The organism is Pectobacterium peruviense (assembly GCF_003312355.2).
GTDB lineage: Bacteria > Pseudomonadota > Gammaproteobacteria > Enterobacterales > Enterobacteriaceae > Pectobacterium > Pectobacterium peruviense.
Genome location: NZ_CP161826.1, coordinates 4,712,377 through 4,729,119, shown reverse-complemented (window position 1 = coordinate 4,729,119; position 16,743 = coordinate 4,712,377). Strand labels below are relative to the sequence as shown.

Annotated in this window: 17 protein-coding genes; 7 read left to right on the top strand and 10 right to left on the bottom strand. The window is 48.9% G+C overall.

Going from position 1 to position 16,743, the window contains the following annotated elements:
• Nucleotides 1–65: 65 nt before the first annotated feature.
• Both DUT67_RS21315 and ycjG read right to left on the bottom strand, forming a co-directional pair.
• Nucleotides 66–1,937 carry an ABC transporter ATP-binding protein gene (locus DUT67_RS21315; protein WP_048258297.1) on the bottom strand — a complete coding sequence of 624 codons (1,872 nt, stop codon included), beginning with the start codon at nt 1,935–1,937 and terminating at the stop codon, nt 66–68.
• Nucleotides 1,938–1,981: 44 nt separating this feature from the next.
• A complete protein-coding gene (gene ycjG, locus DUT67_RS21310; RefSeq protein WP_173361615.1) occupies nt 1,982–2,947 on the bottom strand; it encodes an L-Ala-D/L-Glu epimerase in 966 nt (321 codons plus the stop codon).
• Nucleotides 2,948–3,192: 245 nt separating this feature from the next.
• On the opposite strand from ycjG, the gene rph reads away from it, so the two are divergent.
• Entirely contained in the window at nt 3,193–3,909 is a 717-nt protein-coding gene (rph, locus tag DUT67_RS21305; protein ID WP_113632426.1) for a ribonuclease PH, read from the top strand.
• A gap of 345 nt (nt 3,910–4,254) precedes the next feature.
• The gene (pyrE, locus tag DUT67_RS21300; RefSeq protein WP_113632424.1) at nt 4,255–4,896 is read left to right on the top strand and encodes an orotate phosphoribosyltransferase; all 642 of its coding nucleotides are present in this window, start codon (nt 4,255–4,257) and stop codon (nt 4,894–4,896) included.
• Nucleotides 4,897–5,297: 401 nt separating this feature from the next.
• On the opposite strand, the gene slmA is transcribed toward pyrE, so the two are convergent.
• From slmA to coaBC, 3 genes are all read right to left on the bottom strand, one after another.
• Nucleotides 5,298–5,894, bottom strand: coding sequence for a nucleoid occlusion factor SlmA (gene slmA / locus DUT67_RS21295; protein WP_005967978.1), 597 nt, complete (start codon nt 5,892–5,894; stop codon nt 5,298–5,300).
• A gap of 125 nt (nt 5,895–6,019) precedes the next feature.
• Entirely contained in the window at nt 6,020–6,478 is a 459-nt protein-coding gene (gene dut, locus DUT67_RS21290) for a dUTP diphosphatase (RefSeq protein WP_010285710.1), read from the bottom strand.
• Complete coding sequence (coaBC, locus tag DUT67_RS21285; RefSeq protein WP_189339522.1) at nt 6,456–7,700, bottom strand: bifunctional phosphopantothenoylcysteine decarboxylase/phosphopantothenate--cysteine ligase CoaBC; 1,245 nt, start codon at nt 7,698–7,700, stop codon at nt 6,456–6,458. The genes dut and coaBC overlap by 23 nt, the downstream gene beginning before the upstream one ends.
• A gap of 186 nt (nt 7,701–7,886) precedes the next feature.
• Here coaBC and radC point away from each other — a divergent pair, with 186 nt between their 5' ends.
• From radC to DUT67_RS21260, 5 genes are all read left to right on the top strand, one after another.
• Entirely contained in the window at nt 7,887–8,552 is a 666-nt protein-coding gene (radC, locus tag DUT67_RS21280) for a DNA repair protein RadC (protein WP_048258224.1), read from the top strand.
• Nucleotides 8,553–8,789: 237 nt separating this feature from the next.
• Entirely contained in the window at nt 8,790–9,026 is a 237-nt protein-coding gene (rpmB, locus tag DUT67_RS21275) for a 50S ribosomal protein L28 (protein WP_005967968.1), read from the top strand.
• 11 nt (nt 9,027–9,037) lie between these two features.
• Nucleotides 9,038–9,205, top strand: a complete 168-nt coding sequence (gene rpmG, locus DUT67_RS21270; RefSeq protein WP_002208990.1) for a 50S ribosomal protein L33 — start codon at nt 9,038–9,040, stop codon at nt 9,203–9,205.
• Nucleotides 9,206–9,424: 219 nt separating this feature from the next.
• Nucleotides 9,425–10,234 (top strand): bifunctional DNA-formamidopyrimidine glycosylase/DNA-(apurinic or apyrimidinic site) lyase, encoded by an 810-nt coding sequence (mutM, locus tag DUT67_RS21265; protein ID WP_113632423.1) that lies wholly within the window; start codon nt 9,425–9,427, stop codon nt 10,232–10,234.
• 51 nt (nt 10,235–10,285) lie between these two features.
• Complete coding sequence (locus DUT67_RS21260; RefSeq protein WP_113625969.1) at nt 10,286–11,275, top strand: glycosyltransferase; 990 nt, start codon at nt 10,286–10,288, stop codon at nt 11,273–11,275.
• Nucleotides 11,276–11,280: 5 nt separating this feature from the next.
• Here the strand turns inward: DUT67_RS21260 and coaD are convergent, their stop codons facing one another.
• From coaD to DUT67_RS21235, 5 genes are all read right to left on the bottom strand, one after another.
• Complete coding sequence (coaD, locus tag DUT67_RS21255; RefSeq protein WP_113625968.1) at nt 11,281–11,769, bottom strand: pantetheine-phosphate adenylyltransferase; 489 nt, start codon at nt 11,767–11,769, stop codon at nt 11,281–11,283.
• A 36-nt stretch (nt 11,770–11,805) separates the two neighbouring features.
• Nucleotides 11,806–13,083 (bottom strand): lipid IV(A) 3-deoxy-D-manno-octulosonic acid transferase, encoded by a 1,278-nt coding sequence (waaA, locus tag DUT67_RS21250; RefSeq protein ID WP_048258228.1) that lies wholly within the window; start codon nt 13,081–13,083, stop codon nt 11,806–11,808.
• Nucleotides 13,084–13,309: 226 nt separating this feature from the next.
• The gene (locus DUT67_RS21245) at nt 13,310–14,176 is read right to left on the bottom strand and encodes a glycosyltransferase family 32 protein (RefSeq protein ID WP_113625966.1); all 867 of its coding nucleotides are present in this window, start codon (nt 14,174–14,176) and stop codon (nt 13,310–13,312) included.
• Nucleotides 14,177–14,247: 71 nt separating this feature from the next.
• Nucleotides 14,248–15,012 carry a glycosyltransferase family 2 protein gene (locus tag DUT67_RS21240; protein WP_113625965.1) on the bottom strand — a complete coding sequence of 255 codons (765 nt, stop codon included), beginning with the start codon at nt 15,010–15,012 and terminating at the stop codon, nt 14,248–14,250.
• Nucleotides 15,013–15,533: 521 nt separating this feature from the next.
• Complete coding sequence (locus DUT67_RS21235; protein ID WP_113625964.1) at nt 15,534–16,655, bottom strand: DegT/DnrJ/EryC1/StrS aminotransferase family protein; 1,122 nt, start codon at nt 16,653–16,655, stop codon at nt 15,534–15,536.
• Between the last annotated feature and the right edge of the window lie 88 nt (nt 16,656–16,743).

Genomic DNA, 16,743 nt, shown 5'->3' with positions numbered 1-16,743 from the left:
ATGAACGTGTGTTGTGTTTATAAATATGTCGTGTTTTTTACTATTTTTTATAGCTACATCGTATTTCAGGCAGCCGATTCGTTGTCGGCGACCCAGTGCTGCGGCGCAACCTCTCGGTAGCGCGTTTTGGCGACGACCTCGCCTGCTTTACGCAAGGGGGAGGGGATTTCGCTGTCGTCAAACTGGCGTGCGCCGCGACGTGTTGGATCGGCAATCGGAACCGAGGCCAACAGGCGGCGGGTGTACGGATGCTGTGGGTCGTTAAACACCGACTGACGCGGGCCAATCTCCACAATCTGGCCGAGGTACATCACCGCGACGCGGTTGGCGATGCGTTCGACCACCGCCATATCGTGCGAGATGAAAATCCACGACACGCCGGTTTTCTTCTGGAGATCCATCATCAGGTTCACGACCTGCGCCTGAATCGACACATCGAGCGCCGAAACGGCTTCGTCAGCAATAATGACCTGCGGCTGTAACGCCATCGCTCGGGCAATCGCGATGCGCTGACGTTGCCCGCCTGAAAACTCATGCGGATAACGGCGCGCGTGTTCAGGCAGCAGCCCAACGCTTTTGAGCAGCGCCTGCACTTGCGGCGTCGCCTCTTCTAGCGATTTTACCAGCCCGTGCAACAGCAGCGGTTCGGCGATGGTGAAGCCAACCGTCAGACGTGGATTGAGCGAGGCATAGGGGTCTTGAAACACCATCTGCATTTCCCGACGTAGCGGCTGGAAATCACGCTCTTTCATCTGAGAAATTTCGTTGCCCTGAAAATGAATGCTCTCGGCTTCGCTCTGTACCAGACGCAGCAGGGCGCGTCCGGTGGTGGATTTGCCGCAGCCGCTTTCGCCAACGATAGCCAGCGTTTCGCCCGGCCAGACGTTGAAATCGATCTGTTCTACCGCATGAACGTGATGGGTGATGGTGGAGAAAATCCCGCTACGCATGGGGTAATACACGCTCAGCCCGCGAATATCCAACAGCGGCTCGGCGTCATAACGTGCGGTGACCTGCTCACTTTCTTGCGGGTCGGCAGCCTGTCCCAACAGCGGGAAGCGTTTCGGCCACAGGCTATCGCGCATGTCGCCCAGTTTCGGTACGGCGGCCAGCAGCGACTGGGTATAAGGATGTTGCGGTGCAGCGAAAATCTGCTCAACAGTGCCTTGCTCTACGATCTCGCCGCGATACATCACTACCACGCGGTCGGCGATTTCTGCGACCACGCCCATATCGTGGGTGATAAACAGTACTGACATGTCGCTCTGCTGTTGCAGGTCACGCAGTATTTGCAGAATGCGAGCCTGCACGGTGACATCCAGCGCGGTGGTGGGCTCATCGGCAATTAATAGCTGCGGATCGCAGGCCAGCGCCTGAGCAATCATCACACGCTGGCGCATCCCGCCGGACAGTGAGTGCGGGTAGCTTTTCATCACGCGATCGACGTCAGCGATACGCACCTTGTGCAGCAGCTCACGCGCTTTTTTGTCTGCGCTGGCTGCATCACAGATTTTGTGGTCAAGCAGGGCTTCCGTGAGCTGATCGCCGACTTTCAGCACCGGATTGAGTGACGTCATCGGCTCCTGGAAAATCATGGCGAGATCGCGCCCACGCAGCTTACGACGTGCTTCTGCTTTCATACTCAACAGGTCATGCTGCTTGCCGTCGCGTGCGGTGAAACGGAGTGCGCCGCGTTCGATGTTGGCAGAGTCCGCCAGCAGCCCCATCACGGCGAGTGACGTTACTGACTTGCCTGAACCACTTTCGCCGACCACGGCGACCACTTCCCCTTTATTAACGGTAAAGGAAATGCCTTTTAGCGCCTGATGCGTGCCGGAACGGCCGCTAAAGCTGACGCTCAGGTCGTCGATTTCCAGTACAGGTCGGGGGGCGTTACCGGGTGCTGTGGCGGCACCCGCGTGCATGATATCCGTCATGGTCACTCCGGTTGATGGTTTGATGGTTGCTTCGGTTAATAACGTCATAGCCAGATTCGGCCGAGGTTATAGGTCAGATAAGGCGAGCTATCGGCGGCTAGCCAGATTGGGCCGTCGAGATCGACATGCTCGGCATCCGCTGCAACCGGCAGCGCGGCTTCCATTGCCATCGATGAGCCCAGCGTGCAGCCAACCATAATGCGCAGGCCGTGAAAGTGGGCCTCACGCACCATTGCCAGTGCTTCGGTCAACCCGCCGCACTTGTCTAGCTTGATGTTGATCATGTCGTAACGACGGCGCAGCCCGACGATATCACCGCTGTGGCGGCAGCTTTCATCCGCACAGATAGGAATGGGATGGGCGAAACGCTGTAAATCCTCGTCCTTACCGACAGGAAGCGGTTGCTCAATCATCGCGACCTGATAAGGCAGCAGTGCGGTGGACAGGCTATGCAAATCCAGCCCGCTCCAGCTTGCTCTTGCATCGATAATCAATCTGGCATTGGGCGCGGCGGCACGAATAGCGGCGACTTTTTCCAGAATCAGTTCGCGATCCAGTTTGATTTTCAGCAGCAGTGCGCCGTGGGAAACGGCATTGGATGCGGCGGTGGCCATTTTCTCCACGCTGTCGAGCGCCAACGTTTGCGCACAGACCACAGACGTGGGGGGGTGAATGCCAACGCGCTGCCACAGCGTCTGTTTTTCCAAGGCGGTGTTGAGCCGCCACAGCGCGCAGTCCAGCGCATTTCTGGCTGCACCCGGCGATAAATTCTGTTGGAGTTGTTCGATGGTGAGGCCGTTTTCTATCGCCTCACGGATCGCAGAGAGCTGGCGGCATACGCTGTCGGCGGACTCGCCATAATGTGCGGCTGGCGTACACTCGCCTTGTCCAATAAATCCTTTTTCTTCCAACGCGACGCGAATAACGGTAACTGCGTGACGCGTACCGTTCTCAGCCGCCATAGGACGGGCTAGTGGCAGATTGACGGTTTCAATTTGCATATGCCGCATCATGATTTTTTCTCATTCACGCTCAAGGGATGAACGGACTATTTCATGATGCATCATCACTGACGAATACTTGTTTATGAGTAGGGTATAACCTGAGGTTATAGCATAAGGATAAGGTATGACTGGTGAAGAATTAACCGCTAGCGTTGCAAATTTATCGGTACTGGCGCAGGGTAAGATTAGGCAGCGCGCCGCGAAAACCGTATAATGCGCGCCAGTTTTCATTGACCCACCGGAGATGAGCCATGCGCCCAACAGGCCGAAGTGCACAGCAAGTACGCCCCCTTACATTCACCCGTCATTACACGAAACACGCCGAAGGTTCCGTTTTGGTCGAGTTTGGCGACACCAAAGTGTTATGCAATGCCACGGTAGAAGAGGGTGTTCCGCGCTTTCTGAAAGGCCAGGGGCAAGGATGGGTCACTGCCGAATACGGTATGCTGCCACGTGCGACGCACAGCCGTAACTCGCGTGAAGCCGCTAAAGGCAAGCAGGGCGGGCGGACGCTGGAGATTCAGCGCCTGATCGCTCGCTCCCTGCGTGCAGCAATTGATCTGAAAGTCCTTGGCGAATACACCATTACGCTCGATTGCGATGTCTTGCAGGCAGACGGCGGCACGCGTACGGCGTCTATCACCGGTGCCTGCGTGGCGCTGGCGGATGCGCTGAATCAGATGGTTGCCAACGGTAAGCTGAAAAAGAACCCGATGAAAGGCATGGTCGCGGCGGTTTCTGTCGGCATCGTTAAGGGCGAAGCGCTGTGCGATTTGGAATACGTGGAAGATTCTGCGGCTGAAACCGACATGAATGTGGTCATGACTGAAGATGGCCGCATGGTTGAAGTGCAGGGGACCGCCGAAGGTGAGCCGTTCAGCCACGAAGAATTACTCACCCTGCTGGCGCTAGCCCGAGGGGGAATCGATACCATCGTTCAGGCGCAGAAAGCTGCCTTAGCCGATTGATTCTGATAAGCGACCAAATGGTCGCTTTTTTATACCCGTCATACTTCAAGTTGCATGTGCGTTGGCGATACTCGGCCCATCTTGAGCCTCGCCCTAGTAGGCCGCCGCAAGCGGCGTTCAAATCGGCTAAGCCGGTTTGTCCTCGCTCACCCCAGTCACTTACTGGTGTAAGCTCCTGGGGACTCCCTGCGTCGCGCGTTATGCGGCCTTATGGCCTCACCCCTTCGGGGTCAGCGCAAGCGCTGTTCAAAAACGCCTTGCCGTTTTTGTCCTGCAACTCGAATTATTTAGGGTATATATAATGGTCAACAACGTGATTAACCCGTAAAACGAGGAGATGCCGTAATGAAAGCCTACCAGCGCCAGTTTATTGAGTTTGCACTCAGCAAGCAGGTATTGAAGTTCGGCGAATTTACCCTGAAATCCGGGCGCATCAGTCCCTATTTCTTTAACGCCGGGCTGTTTAATACCGGGCGCGACCTGGCCTTGCTGGGGCGCTTTTATGCGGCAGCGTTGGTTGATTCCGGTGTGGAATTCGATCTGCTGTTCGGACCAGCTTACAAAGGGATTCCGATTGCGACTACCGCTGCGGTAGCGCTGGCAGAACACCACGATCGTGATCTGCCTTACTGCTTTAACCGCAAAGAAGCCAAAGACCACGGCGAAGGCGGCAGTTTGGTCGGCAGCCCGTTGCAGGGCCGCGTGATGCTGGTGGATGACGTGATTACAGCAGGGACGGCGATTCGCGAGTCGATGGAGATCATCGGTGCGCACGGTGCGACGCTGGCGGGCGTGATGATTGCATTGGATCGTCAGGAGCGCGGTCGTGCCGATCTGTCTGCGATTCAGGAAGTCGAACGTGACTATCAGTGCAAGGTGATTTCGATTATTACGTTGACGGAGTTGATCGCCTATCTGGCAGAAAAACCAGAGATGGCGGCGCATCTGGATGCGGTGAAAGCCTATCGTGAGCAGTACGGGATTTAACTCGTGAATCAGGGTTCCGCCAGAAATATCTGGCGGAATCTTATCCTCGTCATACTTCAAGCTGCATGTGTGTTGGCTGCGCTACTCGTCCCACTTGCGTGTGCCTCGCCCCGCTGGGGCCGCTGCAAGCAGCGTTCAAATCTGTCTTTGGCAGATTTGTCACTCACCCGAATCACTTACCTGAGTAAGCTCATCGGGATGAAATGAGAGACATCCTGTCTCTCACCGAAGGCCAGCCGTTGGCTAGGCAAATTCGTTCCCGACGAATTTGTCCCTCTCTTGCCGCGTTACGATGCTCATGACTGAGCATCGCCCTAAAGGGTTAACGCTTCGCGCTATTCAAAACGAACACGTTTTGTCCTGCAACTCGAATTATTTAGGGTATAAACTAAGAGGAGCGTTTAGTTCAGCTGTGCGGCCAAAAGCGGCCAGCGGGTGTCAAATTCTTGCGTCGGACGATAGCGGAATTCAGAGCGAATAAAGCGCGACAGCATCCCTTCGCAAAACGCTAACAGTTGGCTGGCCAGCAGCGTTTCATCATGCTGGAAACCTTTTCCGTCGCGTAGCTTATGCTCGCGCAATACCTGACGCAGCTGCGATTCAATACGCTCAAACAGCTGGTTAATACGCCCCTGCAAGCGATCCTGTTCAAACATCAGCGCGTGACCTGTCATGATGCGAGTCAAACCAGGGTTCCGTTCCGCAAATCCTAAAATAAGCAGCAAAATCAGACGAAGACGATTAAACGTTTCTTTTTCATCTTGCAGAATCAGGTTAATGCGAGTGGTCAGGCTATCCTCAATAAATTCAATCAGGCTATCAAACATCCGCGTTTTACTGGGGAAATGCCGATAGAGCGCCGCTTCGGACACGCCGACGTTCGCAGCCAGTTTTGCCGTAGTGATGCGTTGGCTACCGTCGCTGGATTCCAGCATCTGCGCCAGCGCCTGCAAAATTTCCTCGCGGCGATTCCTTTTCGTATTTTCTTTTTCTGCCATGTCTGAAAAGACCCTTGCTAAATATTGGACTGACAAGCACCCAGTAGTGCCACAGTCGCCATTCCCTTTTGGATAGGCGCTGCGGCTTATATGAATTTTTTACACTATGGGGTGGCTGGAGCGCGTTAGCTACGGCCGGAGTGGCCGAAGCCGCCTTCTCCACGTTCGCTGCCGACGAAATCTTCGACCAGATTGAATTCAGCCTGAACGACGGGCACAAAAACCATCTGCGCGATGCGTTCACCCGGTTCAACCGTAAACGTTTGTTGTCCACGGTTCCAAACGGAAACCATCAGTTGCCCCTGGTAGTCTGAATCAATCAGCCCAACCAGATTCCCCAGCACGACACCGTGCTTGTGACCCAATCCAGAGCGAGGAAGGATAACCGCCGCCAGTCCGGTGTCGGCAATATGAATCGCCAGCCCGGTTGGAATAAGGGTCGTTTCCCCTGCTTTGAGTTCAATTGCCTGATCCAGACAAGCACGCAGATCGAGCCCAGCAGAGCCCGGTGTAGCGTAAGTTGGTAACGGAAATTGCTGCCCAACGCGTGGGTCAACAATCTTAACGTCGATTTTTTTCATCATAACGGCTGATAATCTCGTCGATTAATTTTTGGCCAAGAAGACGCTTGTCGCACTGCGGCAACGGCGTGTTTCCACCTTGCCAAAAAAGGTGTAACGCATTGGTTTCACTGTTAAAACCATGCCCGGAAAGAGAGACGTTGTTTGCGCAAATCAGGTCCAGCTTTTTACGTGCCAGTTTTTGCCGAGCGTATTCTTCCACATTCTGGGTTTCGGCAGCAAACCCGACAACATAAGGACGATTTTTCGTCATTGCTGCGACACCGGCGATAATATCTGGATTTTTGACCAGAGTGAGAGTCATTTCATCACCCTGCTGATTCTGTTTTTTAATCTTTTCGTCAGCGATGTGTTTGGCGCGATAGTCTGCCACTGCCGCACAGCCGATAACAATGTGCTGCTGCGCCGCGTGTTCCATCACTGCGTGTTCCATCTCCAGCGCGCTGCCGACATCAATACGCGTGACGCCCTGCGGTGTAGCAAGCGAGACGGGGCCGCTTACCAGTGTGACGTTAGCGCCACGAGCGGCAGCGGCCTGCGCGATAGCAAAGCCCATTTTCCCAGAGCTGTGGTTAGTGATGAAGCGAACTGGGTCCAGCGCTTCTCTCGTCGGCCCGGCGGTGACCAGAATGTTCAGATGTTGCAGATCGTTGATGGCAGAAAAATGACGCAGTGCCAGCCCAACAATGTTCATCGGGTCGATCATGCGGCCCGGCCCAACATCACCACACGCCTGACTGCCGCTTTCTGGCCCCCAGATCGGTAAACCTCGTGCTGCCAGCGTGCGCAAGTTGTCCTGCGTAGGCTCTGCGCGATACATCTGCTGATTCATCGCAGGAACAACGGCGATAGTGGCAGATGTTGCCAGGCAAATAGTGGTCAGCAGGTCGTTCGCCATGCCAGCGGCGACTCGAGCGACCAGGTCGGCGGTGGCCGGGGCAAGAATGACTAAATCAGCCCATTTCCCCAGCTCAATGTGACCCATTGAGGCTTCTGCTGCGGGGTCAAGCAGATCGTCTGATACGGGGTAGCCAGAGACGGCTTGTAGCGTCAGTGGAGTGATGAAAGCTTTAGCGGCAGATGTCATGACAACTCGTACGTCGGCTCCGCCATCGCGCAGGCGCCGCACCAGTTCCGGGCACTTGTACGCCGCGATACCGCCGCTGATACCCAGCACGATCCGTTTGCCGGAGAGTGCATTCAGGCTGGAAAATTCCGTCATCATCATGGTCCGATTGAAAGTCAGAAGAGGCGCCATTTTACCATAATCTTGAGGCCAGATAGGAATCTTAAGGTCGTTGCTGTGGTTTCTCTAAGAAGATTGCGAAGCGCTTCGCAGCCTTTTATCGCCGATATCGTCCTGTTTTTGCGGGCGTGACATGATGCCGTCGAGCGGTACAGGGAGAGACTGATGGGTTGGGAAAAGGGATTGGCACCGCGTGAAAAACTGGTGCGTTTAGGTGCGGAATCACTGACGGATGCCGAACTGTTGGCGATTTTTTTACGCACAGGGTTACCCGGTGTGCATGTGATGCAGTTGGCAGAGAATTTGTTGGCACAGTTTGGGTCGTTATATCAACTGATGACGGCCGAGCAGTCCGCTTTCCATAACGCCAGAGGGGTAGGTATATCAAAATATACGCAAATCAAGGCGATCGCAGAGCTGTCGCGGCGGCTGTTTTTCTCTCGTCTGGCGAAAGAAGATGCCATGCTGAACCCAGAAATGACGGGGCAATATTTGCAGTTGCTATTGTCGCGACGTGAACGCGAGGTCTTCTTAGTTCTGTTTTTAGACAATCAGCATCACGTTATTCGCCATCAGGAGATGTTTGTTGGTACGATTAGCAGTGTGGAAGTGCACCCACGTGAAATTGTGCGTGAAGCGCTAAAGGCGAATGCTGCTGCGCTGATTTTGGCGCATAATCACCCGTCGGGAAAAGCGGAGCCGAGTCAGGCTGACCGTGCGATAACCGAACAGATTGTCAAAGCGTGCCTGTTAATGGAGATCCGCGTGCTCGATCATTTAGTGATTGGGCATGGTGAATACGTTTCTTTTGCCGAGCGCGGTTGGATTTGACAGATATTTCCGCGATCCAATGGGATCTTTAGCTGTTCGGGACTTGAGCACTTACGCTTCAGAGCGTATACTACGCCACCTTTGAGAATCTTGGGTGTGGCGTTAAGAGCCTATCTCAGCAGGTTTATCCTGATGACAGAGTCTTTTCAGTGAAGTTGCTGAGATGGGCTCTAAAGCCTGACGAGGCGGCCAAACCCTATACGAAGCTCGAGCTGATTTGATTTTTGGAGAATAGACATGTCCCGAGTCTGCCAAGTTACTGGCAAGCGTCCGGTGGCCGGGAACAACCGTTCCCACGCACTGAATGCGACCAAACGCCGTTTTCTGCCGAACCTGCATTCACACCGTTTTTGGGTTGAAGGCGAGAAGCGCTTTGTAACACTGCGTGTATCTGCTAAAGGTATGCGTGTTATTGACAAGAAGGGTATTGAGACGGTTTTGGCCGATCTACGTGCCCGTGGTGAAAAGTATTAAGGAACTGAATCATGGCTAAGGGTGTTCGCGAGAAGATCAAGCTTGTTTCTTCTGCTGGTACTGGTCACTTCTATACCACTACGAAGAACAAACGTACTAAGCCGGAAAAATTGGAACTGAAGAAATTCGATCCAGTTGTCCGTCAGCACGTTCTCTACAAAGAAGCTAAAATTAAGTAATTTTTGCTCCTTTATGAAAAACCCAGCCTTGGCTGGGTTTTTTTTTGGCAGTTGTCCGTCAGGCACGTGTCGATTTGTCTTAACTGATTTGTTTTAATCGCTGTGGGTAAAATATGTCAGCGATAGCGTTGTTTCCCTTCGCATCCCCTGTCTTGCGGGTCGTCACTGATGGTATCCTTTTGTTTATGCTAATGTAGCCACCTTTATCAGGAGACGCGCATGCCTGAATTACCTGAGGTTGAAACCAGTCGTCGTGGTATTTCACCGTATCTCGTTGGTCATACCATCCTTTACGCGGAAGTGAGGAACGCGCGCCTGCGCTGGCCAGTATCGGCTGAGATTCTTTCACTGAGCGATGAGCCAGTGCTAAGCGTGCGCCGGCGGGCGAAGTATCTGTTAATTGAACTCACTCGTGGCTGGATTATCGTGCATCTCGGCATGTCTGGTAGCCTGCGGGTGCTGCCGGAATATAGCGAGCCGGAAAAGCACGATCATGTCGATTTGGTGATGGACAGCGGTAAGGTGCTGCGTTACACCGACCCTCGGCGTTTTGGTGCCTGGCTGTGGACGGATAACCTCGAAACCAGCTCGGTATTGGCGCATCTGGGGCCGGAACCGTTAGAGGCGGAATTCTCTGCAGATTACCTTTATCAGGCGTCATGCGGTAAAAAAACAGCAATCAAGCAGTGGATTATGGATAACAAAGTAGTAGTTGGCGTAGGTAATATTTACGCAAGCGAATCGCTGTTTGCTGCGGGCATCCATCCTGACAGAGCTGCCGGATCGTTAAATGAAAACGATGCAGCCATATTGGTGGGCGTGATTAAACAGGTGCTACAGCTTTCGATTGAGCAAGGGGGCACGACGCTGCGTGACTTTTTGCAATCAGACGGTAAACCCGGTTATTTCGCGCAGGAGCTGCGAGTCTATGGCCGTAATGGCGAACCTTGTCGGACATGTGGCACGCCGATAGAAACCGCGAAACACGGGCAGCGCAGTACCTTTTTTTGTCGTCGCTGTCAGCGTTAATACTATTTGCTCAGTTTTTTATCTCAAAAATAGGGTGTTTCAGAGGATATTATGAGTCGTGTGGATATCAGCGTCATTGTTCCTATCTGTAACTGTGAAGAGTACATAGAGCCTCTTTTTTCGTCGTTACTTGCTCAGGCCAATGTCTCTTTCGAAATTATTGCGGTGAATGATGGTTCCACAGATGACAGTCTTGTAAAACTGAATGAGATCGGCAAGTCGGTTACGAACCTGATTATTATCAGTCAAGAAAATAAAGGGCTGTCTGAGGCAAGAAATACAGGTATCCGACACGCCAATGGAGAGTGGATTGCATTTGTTGATGGCGATGACTGGTTGGAAAAAGATACGCTATCAACATGGCTTGAAAAAGCTAAGGAACAACGCCTCGATCTATTGATAGGTAATGGTTTCAAGTTTAATGAAAACCCAGAACAAGAAGTAAAAGAACCAATTCAGACGAAGCAACCATGGGGTGAGGTAATCAGCGGAGATGAGTGGATTATTCGTAGTGTGAAACATAACGAATGGTACCACTTTGCATGGTTGCAGCTAATACGTCGCGATATCATCTCATTGAACAATTTAAGCTTTATTTCAGATATGATGCATGAGGATATTCTATGGACGGCAAATTTAGCGCTGGTAGTTAAACGAGTAGGTTTCTGTGAAAAAGTAGCTTATGGCTATCGAATGGGCAATACGAATTCGATCACAAAATCCGTGTCGGTTGAGAAAATATCACGCAGAGCAAATAGTTATATTGACATCATGCATGGCCTGATTGATCTTGCTAGCCTGAAAAAAGACAACGTTATTTTAAATAAAGCATTAATTCGTCATGCCAATCGAGAGAGTCGTCATTTCTTTGGGCTTTTGCGTAAAAAAATATCATCGCCTGTTATCCGGCAACAGCTAGCTGAAAAATTTATCGCTACGGGTATTGGTGGGAATTTATTCAAGGGAATGACGTCATTTAATGATTTTTGGTATGCCTTGCGTTTTTATTTTACGGTTTACCAATATTCAAAGAAAAAATAACGGTCCTACCGATTCTTTGATAATTTACTTTGTAAGGCGCTAACGATGGCATCGGGTAAGAAGTGCGTTACATCACCGCCGTGACGCGCGACTTCCTTGACCAGAGAAGATGAAATAAACGACCACTCTTCCGATGGCATCAGGAAAACACTTTCTAGTGTAGGCATGAGGTGGTGATTCATTTTTGCGAGCTGGAGTTCATATTCGAAATCGGCAACGGCTCGCAGACCACGCACAAGAATATTCGCTTTTTGCTGCTGCGCGAAGTGCACCATGAGATCGCTAAAACCAATTACCTCGATGTTCGATAAGTGCTGCGTGGCACCCTTTGCCAGCGCGACACGTTCATCCAATGTGAAGAGCGTATTCTTGCTGGGGCTAGCAGCGATGGCCAGTACCACATGATCGAACAGTCGTGATGCACGCGTCAGCAGATCCAAATGACCATTGGTCAATGGATCGAACGTTCCAGGGTAAATCGCTTTGGTTGTCATCACATCAGCCCTTTATTCACAATCTCGGTAACTGCTTCACTGTGTCCGCTGAGGTAAATAAGGCTCCAGTAGCGTTAGCAGCATCTGTAGTGCACCCTGATTTTGGTGTAACACTTCCACAGCGTGTCGACCATAGTAGAGGCGATAGTCTTCGTCAGCGAGCAGTTTTCCCACTTCTCTTCCCAGTGAATCTGCATCGGTCACGGTAATCAACCCGTCGGCCTGATCTAGCTTGTTGCAGATGTCTTTGAAATTGAAAGTATGTGGCCCCATCAATACCGGGATCGCGTGGGCTGCGGCTTCTAACGGATTATGTCCGCCTCGTTCAACCAAACTTCCACCAACAAACGCCAGATCGGCAATGCCGTACAACAGCATCAGCTCGCCCATGGTATCCCCGATAACCACCTGAGTGCTTGCAGAAGGCTGTTCACCGCTGCTGCGTAGCGTGTAGGTAAACCCCAGATTTTCTGCTAATGCCTGGGTGGTGGAGAAACGTTCTGGGTGGCGAGGTACAAGAATCAGTAATAAGTCAGGGTAGGTGGCAAGCAGCTGTCGGTGAGCCGCCAGAACGATCGCTTCTTCACCTTCGTGCGTGCTGGTAGCGATCCACACTGGGCGATGTGGCGCCCATTGTCGACGCAGTGTAATCGCTCGTGCTGCCAACTCTGGCGTTACGGAGATATCAAATTTGAGGCTGCCGGTCACTTTCAGGCTTGAGCGCTTCAGGCCAAGATCGATAAATCGATTCCCGTCTTCCTGATTCTGTGCGGCGACGAGGGTAATGCGCTGCAAAATATGGCGCATGAGTTTGCCGATCTTTTTATAACCCGCCGCAGAGCGCTCTGACAGTCGGGCATTTGCAATAACCAGTGGAATTTCGCGTTTATGCAACTCCGCGATCAGGTTTGGCCAGAGTTCGGTTTCCATAATGATGACGATTTTTGGACGGACCTGATCAAAGAAGCGCTTCAGGGCACAGGGCAAATCATAAGGCAGATAAACGTGATAGACCGTATCGCCAAAAGCGGAACGCACGCGCTCGGAACCGGTCGGTGTCATAGTTGTTACTGTGATCGGCAGATTAGGATAACGATGGCGTAATGCTCTAACCAGAGGGATGGCAGCCAGCGTTTCACCCACTGAGACCGAATGCAGCATGATGCCGTCTGGTTTAACCTTCTCTGCACAAAAACCGTAGCGTTCACCCCAGCGCCGACGATAGGCAGGAGCCTTGCGGCCACGAAGCCACAGGCGAAGCCAAATCAACGGCTGGATGAGGTACAGGATGATGGTGTAGAGAGTTTGTAACATAAGATCTACTGTTATCGGTTATCGCTGGGGGGATTTTATCGGGTTCGTGAGGATAAGGCTATTTGTAAAACGGATGTCGTTTATTCCTCAGCCGATTTTCTTAAAAATCGCTGGCAGATGCGCGCAATGGCGGCAATCATTGAATCTAATACAGGAAACGGACAACCGAACAAGCCAGAAGAGTCAACTATAATCTACACACACCTTACTTATGAGACGTTTGTATCTATTTTGAGTTTTTGCGTAAGATACGTTTCATTTTTCTTATGACACCTTTGCTTTCATTAATAATATTTTTCTTTAGCCGTTGCAAAGGGTAAATAAAAAATAACCATAACCGATAGTATAACCTATCTTTTCCTTCCAGAATAACAATGGAGTCTTTGAGCTTACTGTAGTGGTTTTTGTTAAGCTCTCTTAGTGTCTCTTCAGTAACATTACGGTATTTTAACCCTATGTTACGATGATTTTCTTCATGATGGAAAAATTCAGTTTTATTGATTTTTTCAATGCCAACAGAAAATGGAACGGGGCCTGTCGTATTTAACACGCCTTTCATTCCTACACCATAAATCCAAGGCTTGTAGCGTTTTAACCTATGGACAACTTCGTCTATAGCCGATTTTATATAAGGAGAGGCGGGTACTGAAATTAGGTTCCATTGTTGGTATTCCCCACATTTTAAGAATTCTAACTCTTTATGTAATCCCATATTCCTATCGCAGCCACATTCATTATTATTATCCCAACTGCATAGCAATATTTCACAATCTTCTTTAATGACATTGTCGAGTGGGATTGAACATGAACTTTTAATATCCAAATAAACGCCGCCCTCGATGTAAATCAAAAGATAACGAAATAAATCAGCCTTGGCTGCACCATACTTTGGATCTATATTTAAATAGACACTCAGCATCTCTTTTCCGTAATGTTTGTCTATATATTCAATTATGTTTCTTTCATCGTAGAAAAAATACTCCCATCCTGGATTCATCTCTTTTAGTTTTTCGATGGATTCTAAAATTTCTTTAGGCAAATCATATATGCCTTTAGTGTATACTTGATGAATTTTCTTAGATATTTTCATCATTGCATCGTCCTTGGTGAAAATTTATTTAATAATTTTTTTTATTTTTATATTGAAAGCGTGGCTTTTATTTATTAGTACTTATTACTAAGTGACCATAACTCAGTGTACTTGTTAAATGTATATTGAGCATTAACAAATGCGAGCAGTAATCCTTGTTTTCCATCCAAAAAACCTGCTCTGAAGAGCCAAGTTTTTAAGAATGAAAATATGGAATGAGTAAATATCTCAGAATAGCGGCAGGATATTCCTTTCTCATGACGTTCTCTTGCCCACGCAACAGCATAACGCAACTGTTTTTCCTGGAATATTGAAAAATCACGGCAGGTTAAATGCTTAAGATCTCCGGATAAATATTGAATAGGGGCATTGCCGCAATCCAATGATTCATGCACGTTGTTGTCATTATACTGGTAGTGTTTATTTGCATAGAGTCGGAGTACCTTATCGGGATACCAACCGCTATGTTTCATAAAGCGACCAAGAAAGAGATTTCGCCTCGCGCAGGAGTAGACGACTTTATCGTCTAGATGGGATTGGAGTAACATGCTTTCAATGGATCGGCGCAGTTCAGGGGTAACTCTTTCATCAGCATCAATGAAAAAGACATAGTCTCCGTTAGCATAACTCTGCGCACGCTGCCTTTGCTTGCCGTATCCCGGCCAGTCATCGTGTTGGTAGACTTTTGCACCATATCGATGAGCTATTTCTACCGTAGAATCGGTGCTGCCAGAATCGACGACAATGATTTCATCTGCCCAACTAGCGGATTGCAGGCACTCTTCTATTAATTCTGATTCATTTTTAGTGATTATAAGTATGGATAGATTTTTTCTCAAGGGTAACTCTCTATCAATGTAATAGATCTACATTTTGTAAGTAGGGGAGATTTATTATGATCAACCTACTACTTGGGTTGAATTAATTAGGTATCTGAATTTCTATGTCTGTAACAAAGTCGAAACCTGAGAAATACACATACTTGGATGATTATTTCCTCAAGCACCCAATCATTCATAATCCTGCAGCGTTATTGTGCGAGTTAAGCTTTCGCTGAGTGTGGCGATGTCATAATTATGGCTAGTAGTCTGTAATTTTTTCTTTACCACGGGTATGGGTTACACTTTGTGTTTAGCCAAGTTATAGAGGTAGATTCCTGTTACACAATGAGTTGCTCGTCCTGCTATTCATTTTTTAATGGGATGACAACGATGCTGACACTGAGGTAAGCACTACATGAAACTATAGCGTGGAATCATCAGCACCGGTGCATGCAGCAGTTACTGGAACGGATAAATCAATTTATGAATGCGGTCCCATAAACATCGGCTGAACTAAAATGGAGCGATAATATGCGAAATTATTTAGTATGTGAAAATCTCTTAATTAAACTAGTTATCCTATGTAAATCATCTTTGTTTAGAGCTGGATAAATAGGAAGGCAAATGACTTTTTTAGCGATGGAATTTGCTATTGGAAGATTACTTTCGCTAGCCGATGGCATTCCTCTATACATAGGGAACTCGCTAATTAATGGATAGAAATACCGTCGTGAAAAGATATTGTCATCTTTCATTTTCTCATAGAGCTCATCTCTGCTTAACGGATAATCTTTCTCAACCAATATAGGAAAATATGAATAGTTAGAGATAGCTGTAGGTACGGGGGATATAATATTTATACCTTCTATTTCCTTCAGCTGATTCCGATAAAACTCATCGATCTCTTGGCGTTTTATTATGACATCGTCAATATGTTTTAACTGCAACAGACCGAAAGCAGCATTGATTTCACTCATTTTACCGTTTATACCAGGTGCAACAACGGTTGTTTCATCAATAAAACCAAAATTTTTAAGACGATCTATACGTAGTTTTGTCTTAGCATCTGGAGAAATAATTGCGCCACCTTCAAAAGTGTTAAACACTTTTGTTGCATGGAAACTTAGTACGCTGAGGTCACCATATCTTAAAATACTTCCGCCTTCATCCTCTACTCCAAATGCATGGGCTGCGTCGTAAATAACTCGAAGGTTATAATTATCCGCAATGGATTGTATCGCTGCGGTGTCACAGGTATTACCATAACAGTGAACAGGCATGATGGCTGTTGTTTGTGGAGTAATTGCTGCTTCAATCTTACTCGAATCTAGATTGAGTGTAATAGGGTCAATATCAACAAAAACGGGCTTTAAACCATTCCAAAGCAAAGAGTGTGCGGTAGCAACAAAAGAATAAGGTGTGGTGATAACTTCACCTGAGACCCTCAAAGACTGCAATGCTGTTAATAATGCAATAGTCGCATTATTAAATAATGAAATATATTTCACACCTAAATACTCACATAATGACTCTTCTAATTTCACATGCATTGGGCCACCGTTAGTGAGTATTTTATTATTCCATATCTCTTCTAAATATGGAGTGAATTCACTTAACTTGGGTAAATAGGGTTGAGTTACGAATATGTTTTTATTAGTCATAATGTTTCCAATTTTTCTCATAGCTAATGAAAATAAGATTTTTTTTAATAAAAAACAGGCAATATATCATGTAGATGATATACCCAAT